Annotated in this window: 17 protein-coding genes; 7 read left to right on the top strand and 10 right to left on the bottom strand. The window is 45.8% G+C overall.

The annotated features are described in order from the left end of the window. Nucleotides 1-170: 170 nt before the first annotated feature. From HMPREF2872_RS06985 to HMPREF2872_RS06975, 3 genes are all read left to right on the top strand, one after another. On the top strand, nt 171-440 hold the full coding sequence (locus tag HMPREF2872_RS06985) for a hypothetical protein (protein WP_250589970.1): 270 nt from the start codon (nt 171-173) through the stop codon (nt 438-440). Between the two features lie 182 nt (nt 441-622). Continuing rightward, complete coding sequence (locus HMPREF2872_RS06980) at nt 623-2,548, top strand: ATP-dependent nuclease (RefSeq protein WP_070632450.1); 1,926 nt, start codon at nt 623-625, stop codon at nt 2,546-2,548. Continuing rightward, complete coding sequence (locus HMPREF2872_RS06975; RefSeq protein WP_070632447.1) at nt 2,545-4,194, top strand: UvrD-helicase domain-containing protein; 1,650 nt, start codon at nt 2,545-2,547, stop codon at nt 4,192-4,194. The genes HMPREF2872_RS06980 and HMPREF2872_RS06975 overlap by 4 nt, the downstream gene beginning before the upstream one ends. Nucleotides 4,195-4,378: 184 nt before the next feature. On the opposite strand, the gene HMPREF2872_RS11350 is transcribed toward HMPREF2872_RS06975, so the two are convergent. The 4 genes from HMPREF2872_RS11350 to HMPREF2872_RS06960 form a co-directional block, all read right to left on the bottom strand. Next, entirely contained in the window at nt 4,379-4,612 is a 234-nt protein-coding gene (locus HMPREF2872_RS11350) for a helix-turn-helix domain-containing protein (protein ID WP_083311759.1), read from the bottom strand. Continuing rightward, nucleotides 4,567-4,758 (bottom strand): DUF6531 domain-containing protein, encoded by a 192-nt coding sequence (locus HMPREF2872_RS12055; protein WP_070632444.1) that lies wholly within the window; start codon nt 4,756-4,758, stop codon nt 4,567-4,569. The genes HMPREF2872_RS11350 and HMPREF2872_RS12055 overlap by 46 nt, the downstream gene beginning before the upstream one ends. Beyond that, nucleotides 4,719-5,144 (bottom strand): PAAR-like domain-containing protein, encoded by a 426-nt coding sequence (locus HMPREF2872_RS11345; protein ID WP_250591202.1) that lies wholly within the window; start codon nt 5,142-5,144, stop codon nt 4,719-4,721. Before HMPREF2872_RS11345 ends, HMPREF2872_RS12055 begins: the two co-directional genes overlap by 40 nt. A gap of 311 nt (nt 5,145-5,455) precedes the next feature. Beyond that, the gene (locus HMPREF2872_RS06960) at nt 5,456-5,830 is read right to left on the bottom strand and encodes an Mth938-like domain-containing protein (protein ID WP_070632437.1); all 375 of its coding nucleotides are present in this window, start codon (nt 5,828-5,830) and stop codon (nt 5,456-5,458) included. A 205-nt stretch (nt 5,831-6,035) separates the two neighbouring features. Here HMPREF2872_RS06960 and HMPREF2872_RS06955 point away from each other — a divergent pair, with 205 nt between their 5' ends. The 3 genes from HMPREF2872_RS06955 (at nt 6,036) to HMPREF2872_RS06945 (ending at nt 8,410) form a co-directional block, all read left to right on the top strand. Then, nucleotides 6,036-7,343 carry a homoserine dehydrogenase gene (locus HMPREF2872_RS06955; RefSeq protein ID WP_070632434.1) on the top strand — a complete coding sequence of 436 codons (1,308 nt, stop codon included), beginning with the start codon at nt 6,036-6,038 and terminating at the stop codon, nt 7,341-7,343. Beyond that, nucleotides 7,336-7,770: a hypothetical protein gene (locus tag HMPREF2872_RS06950; protein WP_049322347.1), complete on the top strand. Its 435-nt coding sequence runs from the start codon at nt 7,336-7,338 to the stop codon at nt 7,768-7,770. The genes HMPREF2872_RS06955 and HMPREF2872_RS06950 overlap by 8 nt, the downstream gene beginning before the upstream one ends. A gap of 145 nt (nt 7,771-7,915) precedes the next feature. After that, the gene (locus HMPREF2872_RS06945; protein ID WP_070632456.1) at nt 7,916-8,410 is read left to right on the top strand and encodes a hypothetical protein; all 495 of its coding nucleotides are present in this window, start codon (nt 7,916-7,918) and stop codon (nt 8,408-8,410) included. 46 nt (nt 8,411-8,456) lie between these two features. On the opposite strand, the gene HMPREF2872_RS06940 is transcribed toward HMPREF2872_RS06945, so the two are convergent. Next, nucleotides 8,457-9,173: an S-methyl-5'-thioinosine phosphorylase gene (locus tag HMPREF2872_RS06940; protein ID WP_003686342.1), complete on the bottom strand. Its 717-nt coding sequence runs from the start codon at nt 9,171-9,173 to the stop codon at nt 8,457-8,459. A gap of 66 nt (nt 9,174-9,239) precedes the next feature. Next, a complete protein-coding gene (locus HMPREF2872_RS06935; protein WP_070632431.1) occupies nt 9,240-10,310 on the bottom strand; it encodes an AI-2E family transporter in 1,071 nt (356 codons plus the stop codon). Nucleotides 10,311-10,515: 205 nt separating this feature from the next. On the opposite strand from HMPREF2872_RS06935, the gene purM reads away from it, so the two are divergent. Beyond that, a complete protein-coding gene (gene purM, locus HMPREF2872_RS06930; RefSeq protein ID WP_070632426.1) occupies nt 10,516-11,550 on the top strand; it encodes a phosphoribosylformylglycinamidine cyclo-ligase in 1,035 nt (344 codons plus the stop codon). Between the two features lie 74 nt (nt 11,551-11,624). Here the strand turns inward: purM and HMPREF2872_RS06925 are convergent, their stop codons facing one another. The 4 genes from HMPREF2872_RS06925 to prpC form a co-directional block, all read right to left on the bottom strand. Further along, nucleotides 11,625-12,836: an acetate kinase gene (locus tag HMPREF2872_RS06925; protein ID WP_070632423.1), complete on the bottom strand. Its 1,212-nt coding sequence runs from the start codon at nt 12,834-12,836 to the stop codon at nt 11,625-11,627. Nucleotides 12,837-13,049: 213 nt separating this feature from the next. Next, the gene (prpF, locus tag HMPREF2872_RS06920; RefSeq protein ID WP_070632420.1) at nt 13,050-14,219 is read right to left on the bottom strand and encodes a 2-methylaconitate cis-trans isomerase PrpF; all 1,170 of its coding nucleotides are present in this window, start codon (nt 14,217-14,219) and stop codon (nt 13,050-13,052) included. A 117-nt stretch (nt 14,220-14,336) separates the two neighbouring features. Beyond that, nucleotides 14,337-16,946, bottom strand: a complete 2,610-nt coding sequence (gene acnD / locus HMPREF2872_RS06915) for a Fe/S-dependent 2-methylisocitrate dehydratase AcnD (protein ID WP_070632417.1) — start codon at nt 16,944-16,946, stop codon at nt 14,337-14,339. A 400-nt stretch (nt 16,947-17,346) separates the two neighbouring features. Beyond that, the gene (gene prpC / locus HMPREF2872_RS06910) at nt 17,347-18,501 is read right to left on the bottom strand and encodes a bifunctional 2-methylcitrate synthase/citrate synthase (protein ID WP_070632414.1); all 1,155 of its coding nucleotides are present in this window, start codon (nt 18,499-18,501) and stop codon (nt 17,347-17,349) included. Nucleotides 18,502-18,514 lie beyond the last annotated feature (13 nt).

The following is an 18,514-nucleotide window of genomic DNA, read 5'->3' as shown; positions in this document are numbered from 1 at the left end:
GGTTTGCTGGAAGAAGGTGCTCATGAGAAATCTCCTAAATGTCTTGGTGGAAATTTAGGGGATTTTGGGGGATTTTGCAAAGGTCTCGGGATATCAACGTATTAAAACCATTGGAGAAAGCGAAATTTATTTATACCGTTTCAGCTGGTGATTCAAAAGCCTCTGCAGGCATGGCTCAAGTTGGAAAAATGCTGAAACAAGATAAAGTCAGCTACGCCGAAACTGAGTTCTCTGCCAAATTACCGCAGACCGAACAAGACGCAAAAGTCCAACAAATGCTTGCCCAAGTCAAACGTATTAACTTCATCCGTTTCGCACCAAATACCGTAATTCCGGAAAACTCAACCCACAAAGGTGCAGAGCATATGTACTCATTTGATTACGCCTATTTACTCGAACCTGCCCGTGATTGGTTGATGCAGCAGCGGCGAGAAAAGTAAGCTTCAAGCACAACTTTCAGGCTACCTAAAACCAAGTGTAGGCTGCTTTTAAGGTAGTCTGAAACCCCAAAAAGCAGCCTGCACTTGCCTTCAAAAATTAAGGGGATGATGTAGATTGGCACTAAAACAAATCTAGAATAAACTATCAATAAATATAAATATTTAAAAATAAAGGTGACAATATGAAACTACATTCGATAAAAATTACCAATTTCCAAAGTTTTGGTGAGAAGCCAACAAAATTTACATTAGAAGAAATCACCTACCTAATTGGTCCAAATGGCTCAGGAAAGACGGCTGTTTTACAAGCACTATGTAGATTATTTGCTTTTGATCCATCTTTGCGTCGAGTTAAGCGAACTGATTTCCATATTCCACAGAATGAATCTTCTCCCCCAGATCAAAGAACGCTATGTATTGAAGCTGATTTTATTTTTCCTGAAACAGCAAATGCTGACGATAATTCGACAGTAGCTCCTTTCTTTAGTCATATGAGATTAGATGGGGTAACTGGTTTGCCCCGTGTACGTTTTCGTTTGACAGCAACAATGGATTTTATTGGAGAAATTGAAGAAAAATTTGAATATGTTTTAACTCAGGATGGAAAAACAACACAATCAGTTTCTAGAGCTGATAGAAGCCTTATCCAGCTACATTATCTACCCGCTCAAAGAAACCCATCAGATCATATAGCCTATAATACAAATGCTTTATTAGGTCGGCTATTACGGGCAGTAAATTGGAAACATGAGTCTGAAAATGTGCGGACACTAACAGAACAAATAAACTCGTGTCTTGAAAATAACACATCTGTTCAAATTATAAGTGACGCTTTGAAAAAGACTTGGGAAATTGTTCATAAAGGAAGCTATTTTAAAGAGCCTAAAATTTCTTTTGCTCATTCTGAAATTGAAAATATCTTGCGCCACATGTCTGTTTCATTTACACCTGGTCATGATAAGGAGATTGTCGATTTTTCTCGCTTAAGTGATGGGCAAAAATCTATGTTATACCTATCATTAGTTTTAACATCACAGTCAATCTACCATTCTGTTAGGAATAATGAAAATAACTCTTTTTATGTTGAAAAACTACGCCCTCCTATCTTTACCTTAATTGCGTTAGAAGAACCTGAAAATAGTTTATCTCCTCATTATTTAGGGAGAGTAATAGAAGCATTGAAACAAACGACACAGCATAATGATGCTCAAGCTATTATTGCAACTCATTCGCCCGCAATGTTACGTAGAGTTTCCCCTAAACATATTCGTTATCTACGCTTAAATGGCTTGAGAACAACAATGATTAGAATGATTTGTTTACCAGATGAATCAGATGATGCACATAAATTTGTTCGAGAAGCAATTCAGGCATTCCCTGAAATTTATTTTTCACGTTTAGTTGTATTAGGAGAAGGAGATAGTGAAGAAATTGTATTGCCTCGGATCTTAAGTGCTAAAGGGATTCCTGTTGATTCATCTGCTATCACAATTGCTCCTCTTGGGGGAAGACATGTTAATCATTTTTGGAGATTACTGTCTCAATTAGAAATCCCTCACATAACTTTATTGGATCTTGATGTTGCTAGATTTGGTGGGGGATGGGGAAGAATTAAATATGTAAAGGAACAATTAGAATATTATAAAAAGATCACTTTATGGGAAGATATCTCTATACCAGATTGGAATAATAATGATACTTTAATTAGAGAGAAGCACTGCTATTACCCAAAAAACAAACCATCATTTAATCTTTTTCAAAGGTTGGAAAGTCTAGGTGTATTTTTTTCTACTCCAATGGATCTAGACTTTGCAATGTTAAGCGCATTTCCTAATAAATTTGAAATAACAGACACAGAAACATTACCAGACCAAGATCTTATTAAATCTGTTTTAGGTAAAAAACATCATAATCCTGAACAATACACCGAAGAAGAAAGAAAACTTTTTGCTAGTTATCATAAATTATTTAAATTAGGTAGTAAGCCGGTAAATCATATTCAGGCACTTGCTGATTTAATTGATGAAGAATTATTAAAGAACATGCCAGAATCTCTTTCTCGTTTGGCGGACGCTGTGAAAACTAAATTATTAGGGATTCCGGAATGATTTCATCTGAACAATGGCTGCCTGCAGATGGATTAACGCTAGAACCTAATGCGATGAAAGCTGCAAAAGAGCAAGAAAAATGCTTAGCATTGACCGCTGGTCCCGGTGCAGGAAAAACTGAAATGCTAGCTCAAAGAGCTGATTTTCTTTTTCGTACAGGTACGTGCCGTTATCCAAAGCGAATTCTTGCAATTTCTTTTAAAGTAGATGCAAGCACGAATTTAAAAGAGCGTGTTAAACGCAGATGTGGTTCTGAATTAGCTTCTCGTTTTGATAGTTATACTTTTCATGCATTCGCTAAACGGATTATTGATAGATTTAGAATAGTATTAACCGGCGATGATGCCTTGTCGGAAAATTATTCTATTGGTAATAGAAAAATTACAGGAACACAAATTACATTTAACGATCTTGTTCCTTTGGCTATTGAAATTTTAAAAACTTCGAACATAGCAAGAAACGTTATACGGCAAACTTATTCAGATGTATTTTTAGACGAGTTCCAAGATTGTACTGACCTTCAATATGAATTAATTAAACTAGCTTTTCAGGGAACTTCAGCTAGATTAACTGCCGTAGGAGATACGAAGCAAAAAATTATGGGCTGGGCTGGTGCATTGGAAGGAGTTTTTGAAACATTTGCTCAAGACTTTTCAGCTGAACCATTAAATATGTATCGTAATTTTAGATCTAAACCTCGCCTATTAAGGTTACAAAACAGAATTATTCAAAATCTGGATCCTAATTCTGTTATGCCTGAGGAGTTATTGAGAGGCGATGAAGGAGAAATTTTACTTTGTGAATTTGAAAATGATGTTGAGGAGGCTAAAAGCATAGTAGAACGTATTAGCGAATGGATATCCAATGAAAAAATCCCATTACATGAAATTGCAATATTGGTATCTAAACAAGCTGAATCATATGCTGCAGTTATTATGAAAAATCTTGAAGAAAAAAATATTCCCTATCGTAATGAACAGCAATTACAGGATATATCTACAGAACCAATAACAAGGTTAATAATTGATTATCTTCTTTATTTTTACGGAGATAGAGAGCCTCAATCCTGGTTGCGATTACAAGAGCAAATACTACCATTTGTTGATGACGAGGAATTAGAATTTAGTAAACACCATTATCTTCAAGATTTTATTATTAACCAAAAGAAAATCATTAAAAAATCTGAAAGTACATCAGGAAGGTTTACTTGCTGGAGACAAGTTATGAGTTCTTTTTTAGAGCAACTTAGTATTGAAACAATAACCGCACTATCTTCCGATTATGAATCAGAATCTAGATTAAGAGAAATCGTAAATTCAACAACAACGAAAATTCAAGAATTACTAGAAAAAGAATCTGATTTAATTAAAGTGCTAAAATCCTTTTTAGATGATCAGGCAATTAGGATTATGACTATCCATAAAAGTAAGGGATTGGAATTTCACTCTGTTATTATGTTGGCTGTAGAAGAGGAAACATTTTGGGGAGATAAAGATGCTGAACGTTGTGCATTCTTTGTGGGCGTATCTCGCGCTAAGCAAAGATTGTTAATAACTAATTCCAAGGAAAGACAAAAACCAGAAGGTGAAAGGAGGTGGAGTTGTCACAGAAATAAACATGCTGAGTATTGGGAATATTTCATATAGCTTTCTAATAAACCCAAAGTTTGTCTAGAAATAGTTGCAAAAACACCTGAAAATTTGACCGCTCTTTAGCATAAAAAAGGCCGTCTGAAATTTAAGTTTCAGACGGCCTTTTATGTTTGAATTATTTACGACTTAAATACATTAGAATGTCAGCTGTAACTTGTTAAGGTATTTTGGAACTAGGCTACAACTGCTGAAATTCCTTGCGGAATGCCAACGGTGCTTGCTGCATTTCTTTCTTAAAAAATTTGCCAAAATGCGTAGCCTCTTCAAAGCCGAGTTGCCACGCGATTTCTTTGACGGACGCTTTCGTATAGGCTAATAATCGCTTGCTTTCCAATAAAATCCTTTGATTAATGAACTGTTTTGCCGTTAGCCCCGCATACGGATGATGCGTTGGCAGCCCGGTACGCTCCAACCCTCACCGATCCAGCCGGTACCTTCTTGGTCGGAATTATAGCTGTGGCTCCATACCAGCGGCAGAATGCATTCAAAGGCAAAGACGGTTTTGTTTGTCAGAAACTTTAAACCATGTATCGGATTGACCGGCTGACTAGCGCCCACTGCACCCTTACAGAATAGACAGGTTTTTTACTGAATTTGCCGTTCATATGGAACATATCGCCAGTGCGCACGATATAGTGTTTGAGGATTTTAACCGAGGAAGAATGACGCATCGGCCAGACCGGTTTGGTAGCGGTACGGCTTTTTACCCCTTTGCGGCCGGGAAGGGCGATTTCGTCGCCATAAGTCTTGTCCGTCTTACTGGCTTTAAAGACAAAAGCAGACTTACGGTTGAGGCGTATATCTTTGGCAACGCTCTTGGCACCTCCGAGAATGGCAAAGAGTGGAAATGGAATGAGCGGAACAGAAGGAGGAGTTGGTGGAGGTGGCCAACAGAAATTAGGGAGAGTAAATACAACGCAGAACTTGCTGCTTTTACGGGCGATTTTATTGACGCTTTACTCCAGAGCTTGGATGGTGATATGAAGATTGATATCCGTTGACTGAATCTTACTTTATTGGGATATGAAAAGAAAAGCGTAGTGAGAAAAAAAGAGGATAGCTGAGTTGAAATAATATCAATTGCGCTTACTGAAATGTGAAACACAAAAAGGTCATCTGAAATTTTTCAGATGACCTTTTCTTGTAAGTAATTGTAACACAAGAATTAATAGACTTAAATACTAGCATTATTAATTTGACATAATATAAATTATGCGAACTTAGACTAGTGTGATGCAATAGTCTTTTCTACAGATTATGGCCACAACCAAGCCCATGTGCTTCGTTCTTCTCCTTGCAGTAAAACCAAAGTTCGGCAAGCTGAGGCTGTGTTCATGCATTCGAAGCCGATTCCGTAGGCTGATAAGGCTACGGTAATTTTTGGATGTAGGAATTGTTGTTTTGCTCCTGTACCTATAATAATGACTTCTGGACGGTTTTCTGCTGTTTCAATTGCTGATATAAAAATTTGTTCGTTTAATTCTTCGATGGTTGTTTGAGGAATGATGCTCACTTTGCCATCTTGCCAGCAAATGGGTTCTGAGTATGTTTGTTCACCGATTTGCAATATGCCTTGTGAGGATGAAAAAAATGATGCGGCTTCATCGATATGGTTTTCTGTGATTTTCATGGCAATTCCTGTTTTTATGGTAGAACGATTTTCAGACGGCCTTTGGAAACTTGCAAAAAAAGGTGCAAAATCAAGCAATATCAGGTAGGATTCAACGTTTGACCTTGTGCATTGATGCTTTGCTCTGAATTTACGATTGCAAGCGATTATAACAAGCCTTGGTTTTTCGTGATTATTTTAAAGTATCGGCTCAAAAGGAGACACAATGAAGCCAGTAAATATCGGTCTTTTAGGTTTGGGTACAGTCGGTGGTGGTACGGCTACTGTATTGCAGGACAACGCTGCGGAAATCAGCCGCCGTTTGGGACGTGAAGTCCGTATTTCTGCTGTTTGTGATTTGAACGAAGAAAAAGCCAAACAAATTTGCCCGAATGCTGCTTTTATCGAAGATCCGTTTGAGCTGGTTCAACATCAAGATGTTGATGTTGTTGTTGAATTGTTTGGCGGTACCGGTATTGCCAAAGATGCGGTATTGAAAGCGATTGAAAACGGCAAACACATTGTTACTGCCAATAAAAAACTGCTGGCTGAATACGGCAATGAAATTTTCCCTTTGGCGGAAGAAAAAAATGTCATGGTGCAGTTTGAAGCTGCTGTTGCCGGCGGTATCCCTATTATCAAGGCTTTGCGTGAAGGATTGGCTGCAAACCAAATCCGCAGTATCGCCGGTATTATTAATGGTACCAGCAACTTTATTCTTACTGAAATGCGTGAAAAAGGCAGCGCGTTTGCAGACGTATTGAAAGAAGCTCAGGCTTTGGGCTATGCAGAAGCTGACCCTACTTTTGATATTGAAGGTCATGATGCCGGCCATAAAATTACCATCATGAGCGCATTGGCATTCGGTACGCCGATGAACTTTTCTGCCTGCTATTTAGAAGGCATCAGCAAACTCGACAGCCGCGATATCAAATACGCTGAAGAGTTTGGCTATCGCATCAAATTGTTGGGTATTACCCGTAAAACCGACAAAGGCATCGAGTTGCGTGTACACCCTACTCTGATTCCTGAAAGCCGTCTACTGGCTAACGTTAACGGCGTGATGAATGCTGTCCGCGTCAATGCCGATATGGTTGGTGAAACCTTGTATTACGGTGCAGGCGCCGGTGCATTGCCGACTGCTTCTGCCGTGGTTGCAGACATTATTGATATCGCCCGCCTGATTGAAGCGGAAACCGACCATCGTGTTCCTCACTTGGCATTCCAGCCTTCACAAGTTCAAGCGCAAAATATTCTGCCTATGGATGAAATTACCAGCAGCTACTATCTGCGTGTTCAAGCAACTGACGAACCGGGCACTTTGGGTCAAATTGCCGCACTCTTGGCCAAAGAAAATGTTTCTATCGAGGCTCTGATTCAAAAAGGCGTGATTAATCAAAGCACTGCTGAAATCGTGATTCTGACCCATACCACAGTGGAACACAATGTAAAACGCGCTATTGCAGCGATTGAAGCTCTGAGCTGCGTGGATACTCCAATCACCATGATCCGCATGGAAAGCCTGCATGACTGAGCAACAAACGGAAAGGCCGTCTGAAGAGCAACTGGCGGCCAGAAAGAAAGCCAAGGCAAAAATCCGTACCATCCGCATTTGGGCATGGATTATTCTGTCTTTGCTGGCTCTGACCGCCCTGCTCTCACAATGTGCGATGAACAAGCCGCAGATGAAACAAAATGTGGTGGAGTCTTGCGTGAAAAACATTCCTTTTGCTGAAAAATGGCAAGCTGATTTGAAGGCAAAAGGTTTGGATGCGCAAAACGAGAAATTGGCTCAAGACTATTGTGTCTGCATGTGGGATCAGCCTTTGAGCAAACTCTCTGACGAGCAAATCCGAAACTTCGGCAAAATCAGCCCTGAGGAGCAACTCAAGCTCTTGGGTGGCGCGGAAGCTTTTGAGGCACGCGATAAGCAATGCGTGGCTGATTTAAAGGCTGAGTAAACCGATATCGGTTTAAATCAAAGCTACAAGGCCGTCTGAAATTCCAGACGGCCTTTCTTATATTGAATAAATAGTAATAAGAATTGATTTCATTATATTTTAAGTTTAAGATAGTTTGGTTAATTGCTTTTCTATGGTTGTTGCCATGCGCTACCACTTTCCTATTGCCGTTGATATTTATGATTTTTTGTATACCGGCCGATTTGACTATCTGGAAATCGGACAATCGGCAGAGTCCATTTTGCAGATGTTTCCTGCGCCTGATTGCGTCCCTAAAGGCTTGTTAGTGCAAAAAGGCTGGAATATTTGGCTTTATGGTGACATTGAACTGCATTTCTCCGACAATCGTTTGACACAGATTCGTGCTGATTTTCAGCCTGATACTGCATTAAGCGGCGGCCGTTGGGTAAAGTTGAATCCGTGGTTTTTTGCAAATGGCTGCCTTGATGTTTATGCCGTAATTCAGCGCTTGGTGCAACGTAATATCGATTTTATTAAAACGGAAACGCATACCAATTTGATTTTACAGCTGCAAAGCGGGGTTGAATTGATTTTTGAAAAATGTCGGAGTATGAAACTTGCCTCGTTCCGCAAACAAAAAGCTTCCCTGCCTCATTGGGCGCGTGAAACGGCTTCTTAAATAAAACAATGCCGTCTGAAAACATCATTTCAGACGGCATTATCAGTTACAAACCATTCAATAATTGTCGGATTTTCGTCATCGTCATAGATGTCTGTTCATTACAGCCCTCAGTCCCTACTCCGCTATCAAAGCAATCAATGCTGCTGACGCTGCAAAAGTGGGCATAGGCCATTTTTAACTCCCTAGCCAAAACGGCTTCGGGCATGCCGGTCATCCCAAGTACATCTACGCCGTCACGCCGATAACGGGCGATTTCTGCACGAGTTGGACGGCGTGGGCCTTGCAGGCAGCCATAAACGGCAGAGTCGTAAATTGGCACATTGTGCGCTTTCGTGATATTCAACAATTCTTGTCGCAATTCATCGCAATAAGGGTTGAAAAAATCGGTATGGACAACCGGACATTCTTGGCCTTCAAAAAAAGTATCTTTACGGCCATAGGTATAGTCGATCAAATCGTCCGGCAACACCAGACTGCCGTTTTCAAAATCGGGATTGATACCGACGACTGAAGAAATGGCAATGATGTTTTCGACGCCTAAAGAGTGTAACGCCCAGATATTGGCGCGGTAGTTGATTTCATGCGGCGCGATGGTATGGCTAAAGCCGTGTCGGGCGAGGAAAACAATATCCAAGCGCCCCAACCTGCCGAACAAAATAGGGCTGCTGGTTAAGCCGTATGGAGTGCGTACGATTTTTCGCTCAGTAATTTCAAGTTCCGGCAGTTTGGTCAAACCGCTGCCGCCGATAATGGCTAACATATAAACTTCCTTTGTTATCAATGGCCGTCTGAAACTTGGATTTCAAACGGCCTTAATATTATCGATTTATTTATGTTTGTAAAAATGGCTGCCGAAATAGGCAGATGCGCCTTCACGCAATAGAACCAGCGTCACGGCGGCAAGCGGCAGACCGGCAAGCATACCGACAAAACCCATCAGTTGTCCGAAAGCCATCAACGAGAAAATCACCCAGAACGGAGACAAACCGATGCGATCGCCGACGATTTTAGGCGTAATGAAAAAGCTTTCCAAGAATTGTCCGACACCGAATACAGCCCAGACCATCAACAAGCCCTGCCATGAGCCATATTGCAAAAGCGCGGCAATTGTCGCCAGCAAAAGGCCGGTAAATGCGCCCAAATACGGAATAAATACCAAAATACCGGCAATCATACCGATGGCAAAGCCGGAATCCAAACCGACCAGCATCAAGCCCAAGCCATAAACCAAGCCCATAATCATCATGACCATCAGCTGTCCGCGCAAAAATTCGCCCAAAACTTCATCCATATTGCCGCTGATACGCGTGTAGGTCTCGATAAAACGGCGTGGAACCAGTTTGCTGATTCCGGAAGACCAGCGTTTCCAATCCAACAAGAAGTAATATAGCAACAAAGGCAACAACGCCAAATTGCTGACGCCGCTGATCACGTTGCCGCTTTGACGCATCAAGGTAGGAATCCATTCTTTGAGCGTATTGCTCAACTCATCCGTATGCGACTGCAACCATGCAATAATCGATTCTTGATCGATTTGAATATAATCCCCGCTGACGCTGTTAAGCCACGGCAGCAGTTTGTTTTGAACAAAGCCCACGATTTGCGGTAGGCGTTCGGCCAGATTGTTAAACTGGTTCAACAACATAGGTACGATAATCAGTACCAACGACAGCAATACCAGTAAGGCAAACGCCATAATAATCATAGAGGCCGGCGCGCGACGGATACGCTTCAATTGCAGCCACTCAACCAAGGGATTCAAAACATAGGCCAAAACGGCAGCCACAATAAACGGCGTCAAAACATCGCCCAAGGCATATAAAAGCCAAATAAAGGCTGCGATGACGCAAGCCATAATAATCCACGGTTTTGCACCGCGCGTTTTCTTTTGATACATAAAAAGGTGTTCCCCAGTTGATGCTTAAGGTTTTCAAAATAAATAAGCAGTATAACAGATTCACAAAGGCCGTCTGAAAGTGAGACGGCTATTAAGATAAAATAAAAATTGTTGACAATAATGCCAAAAAATTCAGCCTGAATCCTCCAATTTAAGATAAAATACGCTCCGACAATCTACCCCCATACCCGAATAAGGAAATCCAATGAGCACTTCTTTGAGCTATCGTGACGCAGGCGTGGATATCGACGCAGGCGATCAACTGGTCGAAAACATCAAACCTTTTGCCAAGCGTACTATGCGCCCTGAAGTGTTGGGTGATTTGGGCGGTTTCGGCGCTTTGGTCGAAATCGGCAAAAAATACAAAAATCCGGTATTGGTTTCCGGTACGGACGGCGTCGGCACCAAACTGAAACTGGCATTTGACTGGGACAAACACGATACCGTCGGCATTGATTTGGTTGCCATGAGTGTCAACGATATTTTGGTTCAAGGTGCGGAACCTTTGTTCTTCTTGGACTATTTCGCTTGCGGCAAGCTGGACGTTGCCCGTGCGACTGATGTGATTAAAGGCATTGCCCAAGGTTGCGAAGAATCCGGTTGCGCTTTGATTGGCGGTGAAACTGCCGAAATGCCGGGCATGTATCCAGAAGGCGAATACGACTTGGCCGGTTTTGCCGTCGGCGTGGTTGAAAAAGAACGCGTCATCAACGGCCGCAGCATTCAGGCCGGAGACGTTGTTTTGGGCTTGGCTTCCAACGGCGCACACTCCAACGGCTACTCTTTGGTACGCAAAATCATCGAGCGCGACGCCCCCGATTTGGATGCGGAATTCGACAACGGCAAAACCTTGCGCGAAGCCATCATCGCCCCTACCCGCCTGTATGTAAAACCTATCCTTGCCGCTTTGGAAAAATTCACCATTAAAGGCATGGCCCATATTACCGGCGGTGGTATTACCGAAAACGTACCTCGCGTTTTGCCTGAAAATACCGTTGCACAAATCGATGCCAAAGCGTGGGAATTGCCTAAACTGTTCCAATGGCTGCAAAAAGCAGGCAATGTGGAAACCCAAGAAATGTACCGTACCTTCAACTGCGGTATCGGCATGGTTGTTATCATTGCCAAAGAAGATACCGATGCAGTACAGGCATTCTTGAGCGAACAAGGCGAAACCGTTTACCGTTTGGGCGCAGTTCGTGAGCGCAATGGCGACGAACATCAAACCCAAGTGGCTTGATTAAGATGTAATTAAAAAAGTGCGGATAATGAATCCGCACTTTTTATTGTTTATGGTCTAAGCAAATCTCCGCCCTAGCCTGCTTCTTCCATAAAACCGGCCAACTGAGCCGTATCGTGGGCAATCATCAGCTCTTCATTGGTTGGAACAACCAAAACAGCCGGCATAGAACCTGTCGGGCTGATGATACCGGAGTTGCCGTAGCGTTTGTCCATATTGGCTTTGGTGTCGATGTGCAGACCTAAGAAATCCAAGTAGGAAACGGTTTTGGCGCGGATATTACGCGAGTTTTCGCCGATACCGCCGGTAAACACGAGCGCATCAACGCCGCCACAAGCCACAGCCATCGAAGCAATATATTTGGCAAGGCGGTAAGTCATGACTTCCAAAGCCAAACGTGCGCCTTCATGACCTTCATCCGCAGCGATTTCCAAAGAACGGCAGTCGTTGGAGAGTTCGGAAATACCGAGCAAGCCTGATTTTTTGTTCAGCATTTCATCAACTTGGGCAACATCCAAACCGGCGTGTGAAGTCAGATAGCTGTATACGCCCGGGTCGATGTCGCCGCAGCGCGTACCCATTACCAAGCCTTCGATCGGCGTGAAGCCCATACTGGTGTCAACGGATTTGCCGTTTCGGATGGCGGTAATGGATGCGCCGTTGCCTAAGTGGGCAATAATCATGCGGATGTCTTCCAACGGTTTGCCCAAGATGCGTGCGGCTTCAGGGGCGACGTAACGCATACTGGTACCGTGGAAACCGTAGCGGCGGAAAGCGTATTTTTTACGCAATTCGCGCGGAACGGCATAAGTGTAGGCACGTTCCGGCATGGTTTGGTGGAACGAGGTGTCCATCACACCGACGTTGGGCAGGCCGGGGAAGTATTCCTGCGCGGCGAGGATGCCGCTGATGTTGGCGGGGTTGTGCAGCGGGGCAAGCGGGATGCAGGCTTTCAGTTCGTCAAGGACGTCTTGGTCGATGAGGACGGACTCGTGATATTTTTCGCCGCCGTGGGCGATGCGGTGGCCGATGGCTTTGATGCGGTCGTGCAGGCCGTGTTTTTCCAGTTCGTTCAACAACATACCCACCGCGCCGGCGTGGCAGTTGCGGCCGGTTAAAGCTGTTTGGCATTTTTTGCCGTCTTTGCTGAACGTAATGACTGCTTCGGGCGTACCCAAACGTTCGCCGAGACAGCTTAAGAGAACTTTACCGTTTTTACGATCGATAACGGCGCCTTTGAGTGAAGAGCTGCCGCAGTTCAGAACAAGAATGAGTTGGTTGGACATGGTGTTTCTCCTTTGAATTTTTGATTGTTTTTTTGGCTTCAGGCCGTCTGAAAAGAGCAAGAATCTTTGAGCGCTTTCCAGATTGCCTTTGGTTTGGTGTTTAGTCAGGCTTAATGCCCAATCCTAATCTCCATTGCAGGTATCGCTACCCGACTAAAATCTGCTTATTTAGTTTTCAGACGGCCTTGTTTAATGCTGCGGCCGTCTGAAAACTTAAAAGCAATCTTCCGGCACTCGGACTTGTCCTTCCATAATCACGCGTGCGCTACGGCTCATGACCGCTTTGGTGGCCGTCCATTGTCCGTCCTGACATTCGGCAGCGGCACCGACACGCAGTGCGCCCGACGGATGACCGAAACGGACTTCTTTACGCGCTCCGCCTCCGGCTGCAAGGTTGACCAGCGTTCCGGGCACGGCGGCGGCGGTAGCGATGGCAACTGAAGCAGTACCCATCATGGCGTGGTGCAATTTGCCCATGCTCAGCGCGCGTACCAACAAGTCGATGTCGGCAGCTTGGACGGTTTTGCCGCTTGAAGCAGTGTAATCGGCCGCGGGAGCAACAAAAGCGACTTTCGGAGTATGGGCGCGAGTGGCAGCTTCGGATACGTCGCTGATCAAACCCATTTTCAGCGCGCCATATGCGCGGATGGTTTCAAATTTTTCCAGGGCTGCGGCATCGTTGTTGATGTCGTCTTGCAACTCTTTGCCTGTATAGCCCAAATCTGCGGCATTCAGGAAAATGGTTGGAATACCGGCATTGATAAGCGTGGCTTTCAGACGGCCTATATTCGGCACATCAATTTCATCGACCAAATTGCCGGTTGGGAACATACTGCCTTCGCCATCGGCCGGATCCAGAAATTCGATTTGCACTTCGGCTGCCGGAAACGTTACGCCGTCAAGCTCAAAATCGCCTGTTTCCAAAACTGCACCGTTTTGCATCGGCACATGGGCAATAATGGTTTTGCCGATGTTTTTCTGCCAGATTTTGACAGTACACAGGCCGTCTGAAGGGATTTTGGATTTATCGACCAAGCCTTGTTCGATGGCAAATGCGCCCACGGCGGCGGTCAGATTGCCGCAGTTGCCGCTCCAATCGACAAAAGGTTTGTCGATGGAAACTTGTCCGAACAAATAATCGACATCGTGATCGTCGCGTTCGGATTTGTTCAAAATCACGGCTTTGCTGGTGGACGAACTGGCATTGCCCAAACCGTCAATCTGTTTGCCGTAAGGGTCGGGGCTGCCGAGTACGCGCAAGAGGATTTTGTCGCGTGCCTCGCCTGCTTCCTGCGCTGTGGCTGGCAGATCGGTACGTTTGAAGAAAATGCCTTTAGATGTACCGCCGCGGTAGTAAACGGCTGGAATTTTAATTTGCGGCATTTCGAGTTCTCCTTTGTATTTCTAGTATGGTTTTTTCAGACGGCCTCTTAAACATTCGAGGCCGTCTGAAAACCTTTTTGAGCGTAGCCCGGGTATTTTGACGATACCCGATTTACCTTACGCTGCATTTCCTTCTAAAAAGTCTTGTGCGAAACGTTGCAACACGCCACCGGCTTCATATACCAACACTTCTTCTGCAGTATCGAGGCGGCAGGTCACCGGAACTTCGACGGTTTCGCCGTTTTTACGGTGAATCACGAGGGTCAGGTCGCAGCGCGGTTTGCGTTCGCCGACAACATCGTAGGTTTCCGTACCGTCCAGTTGCAGGGTGTGGCGGTTGGTACCCGGTTTGAACTGCAGCGGCAATACGCCCATACCGATCAAGTTGGTGCGGTGGATACGCTCGAAGCCTTCGGCAACAATCGCTTCCACGCCGGCGAGGCGTACGCCTTTTGCAGCCCAGTCGCGGCTTGAACCTTGACCGTAGTCCGCGCCGGCAATGATGATGAGCGGCTGTTTACGGTTCATATAGGTTTCGATGGCTTCCCACATACGCATCACTTGACCTTCAGGTTCAACGCGTGCCAGCGAACCTTGGCGTACGCTGCCGTCTTCGTTTCTCACCATTTCGTTAAACAGTTTCGGATTGGCGAAGGTGGCGCGTTGGGCGGTGAGGTGGTCGCCGCGGTGGGTGGCATAAGAGTTGAAGTCTTCTTCAGGCAAACCCATTTTCGCCAAATATTCGCCTGCGGCACTGCTGGCCAAAATCGCATTGGATGGCGAGAGATGGTCGGTGGTGATGTTGTCGGGCAAAATCGCCAGCGGACGCATACCTCTCAATGTACGTTCCCCTGCCAGTGCGCCTTCCCAGTAAGGTGGGCGGCGGATATAGGTGGACATTGGACGCCAGTCGTACAGCGGACTGGGGGCTTTTTGCGCTGTGCCGGTGTCGAACATCGGTACATACACGTCGCGGAACTGCTGCGGTTTCACATATTCGGCAACGACGGCATCGATTTCTTCGTCGGTCGGCCAGATGTCTTTCAGGCGGATTTCCTTGCCGTCGTCTGAAACGCCGAGTACGTCGTTTTCAATATCGAAACGGATGCTGCCTGCCAGCGCGTAGGCAACGACCAACGGAGGCGAAGCGAGGAAAGCCTGTTTCGCATACGGATGGATACGGCCGTCGAAGTTGCGGTTGCCTGATAATACGGCGGTGGCGTACAAATCGCGGTCGATGATTTCTTTTTGGATTTTCGGATCCAGCGCGCCGCTCATGCCGTTACAGGTAGTACATGCGAAGGCAACGATACCGAAGCCGAGTTTTTCCATTTCAGGCAGCAGGCCTGCTTCTTTCAAATAGATTTCGGCTACTTTTGAACCCGGGGCAAACGAAGATTTCACCCAAGGTTTGCGTTGCAAGCCAAGACGGTTGGCATTGCGTGCCAACAGTGCGGCAGCGACAACGTTGCGCGGATTGGAAGTATTGGTACACGAAGTAATCGCGGCAATAATTACTGCACCGTCAGGCATTTGGCCGTCAGAAGGCTCTTCGTAGGGCTTCGCCAGCCCTTTCGCTGCCAAATCGACGGTGGCAAAACGCGCGTGCGGGTTGCTCGGGCCTGCCATGTTGCGCGTTACGCTGCTCAAATCAAACTTCAACACGCGCGGATAAACGGCGGTTTTCAGGTCGTCCGCCCACAGCCCCGCAGTTTTGGCGTAGGTTTCCACCAATTTCACCTGCGCGTCCTCGCGGCCTGTCAGTTTCAAATAATCAATGGTTTGCTCATCAATAGCGAACATCGCGGCAGTCGCGCCGAACTCAGGTGTCATGTTGGAAATAGTGGCACGGTCGCCGATGGACAGGCTTCTTGCGCCCTCGCCGAAGAATTCGACAAATGCGCCAACCACGCGCTCTTTACGCAAGAATTCGGTCAGTGCCAACACAATGTCGGTGGCAGTAATGCCCGGCTGGCGTTTGCCGGTCAGCTCAACGCCGACAATATCAGGCAGACGCATCATGGATGCACGACCCAACATTACGGTTTCGGCTTCCAAACCGCCCACGCCTACGGAAATCACGCCCAATGAATCGACGTGCGGCGTATGTGAATCTGTACCGACACAGGTATCAGGGAACGCTACACCGTTTTTGACTTGGACAACGGGCGACATTTTTTCCAAGTTGATTTGGTGCATAATGCCGTTGCCTGCAGGAATCACGTCCACATTTTCAAATGCAGTTTTTGTCCAGTTGATGAAGTGGAAACGGTCTTCGTTGCGTCGATCTTCGATTTCACGGTTTTTACGGAAGGCATCAGGATCGTAGCCGCCGCATTCAACGGCCAGAGAGTGGTCGACGATAAGCTGGGTTTGCACCACAGGATTCACTTTGGAAGGATCACCGCCTTTTTCTGCAATCGCATCACGCAGGCCTGCCAAATCTACCAACGCTGTCTGACCCAGAATATCGTGACACACCACGCGTGCCGGATACCAAGGGAAGTCGATTTCCTGTTTTCCCTCAATCAGCTGGCCCAGCCAGCTTTGCAGCGTAGGCAAGTCGACTTTGTCTGCGCGGTTGACCAAGTTCTCCGCCAAGATGCGGCTTGTGTACGGCAGCTTGTCGTAAGAGCCTGGTTTGATGTCTTCACACGCCTGACGCGCGTCGTAATATTCCAAATCCGTACCGGGCAAAGCTTTGCGGTAGCGTTGGTTGGCAGTCATGTCGGTTCTCCTAAATCTATTATTTTTTTGGTTTGAGGTTTCAGACGGCCTGTTGATTCGGACCTTCAGGCCGTCTGAAATCATAAATTCTGTTTTATTGCTTGTTGTCTGAAATCTATTCGCGGTATGAAAAAAAATTGCTGCTCCGCTACCATCATTCCCGTATAGACGGAAATCCAAACTTAAATCTTTCAGTACTCTTTACAGCAGAACATTTCACCTTTTGAATTTCTGCCTGTATGGGAATGACGACAGCAGAGCAGCATGTTTTCCAAACGGCCGGCTCTCTCTCTCGCATACTGCACTAGGCCGTCGAAAAACGAAAACATCATTTATTCATTGTTTTCAATCGGCATTTCGAGATGGGGCGGGCAGGCGGCCCACCCTGCTGTTACGCATATTAGCGGTTTTCAATCTCCACGAATGCCAAATCTTCAGGGCCTGTGTAGTTTGCGCTCGGACGGATGATTTTGCCGTCTTTGCGTTGCTCGAGAACGTGTGCCGCCCAGCCGGTTGTACGGGAAATCACGAACAGCGGTGTGAACATAGCGGTCGGTACGCCCAATTTTTGGTAGGAAACGGCAGAGAACCAGTCCAGATTCGGGAACATTTTTTTCTCTTCCCACATCACGCTTTCCAAGCGTTCGGCAATGTCAAAGAGGCGCATATCGCCGGTTTCGTTACTCAAACCGCGTGCCACTTCTTTAATGACAACGTTGCGAGGGTCGGAAATGGTGTACACCGGATGACCGAAACCGATCACGATTTCTTTGCGGCCGATGCGTTCGCGGATGTCGGCTTCGGCTTCGTCGGCATTGCGGTAGCGTTTTTGAATATCGTAAGCCACTTCGTTTGCGCCGCCGTGTTTCGGACCTTTCAACGCGCCGATTGCACCGGTAATGCTGGAGTACATATCAGAGCCTGTACCGGCAATCACGCGGGCGGTAAAGGTAGAAGCGTTGAACTCGTGTTCTGCATACAGAATCAGTGAAACGTGCATGGCTTTGATGTGTGATTCGCTTGGGCGTTTGCCGTGCAACAGGTGCAGGAAATGACCGCCGATGGTCTCTTCGTCGCTTTCAACTTCAATGCGTTTGCCGTTGTGCGAATATTGATACCAGTACAAGAGGATGCTGCCGAGGCTGGCGATCAGTTTGTCGGCGATGTCGCGCGCTTCACTTTCCGGATGGCTTTCACGTTCAGGATGAACGCAGCCCAGCATGGATACGCCGGTACGCATCACGTCCATCGGATGGGTATGTGCAGGCAGGCTTTCCAAAACTTTAATCACACGGATAGGCAGGCCGCGCATGGATTTGAGCTTGGCTTTATAAGCGGCCAGCTCGAATTTGTTGGGCAAATGACCGTGAATCAGCAGGTGGGCGACTTCTTCAAACTCGCATTTTTGTGCCAAGTCCAAAATGTCGTAACCGCGATAGCTCAAATCGTTACCGGTACGGCCAACGGTACACAATTCGGTATTACCGGCCGCAACGCCAGAAAGCGCAACGGATTTTTTAGGTTTGAACGTTGGGGTTTGAGTAGTTTCAGTCATGGTATTTCTCCTT

The sequence above is a fragment of the Neisseria sp. HMSC069H12 genome, assembly GCF_001812735.1.
Classification (GTDB): domain Bacteria; phylum Pseudomonadota; class Gammaproteobacteria; order Burkholderiales; family Neisseriaceae; genus Neisseria; species Neisseria subflava.
Note: the sequence above shows the minus strand (reverse complement) of the source record. Positions and strands in the feature narration are given on the sequence as shown.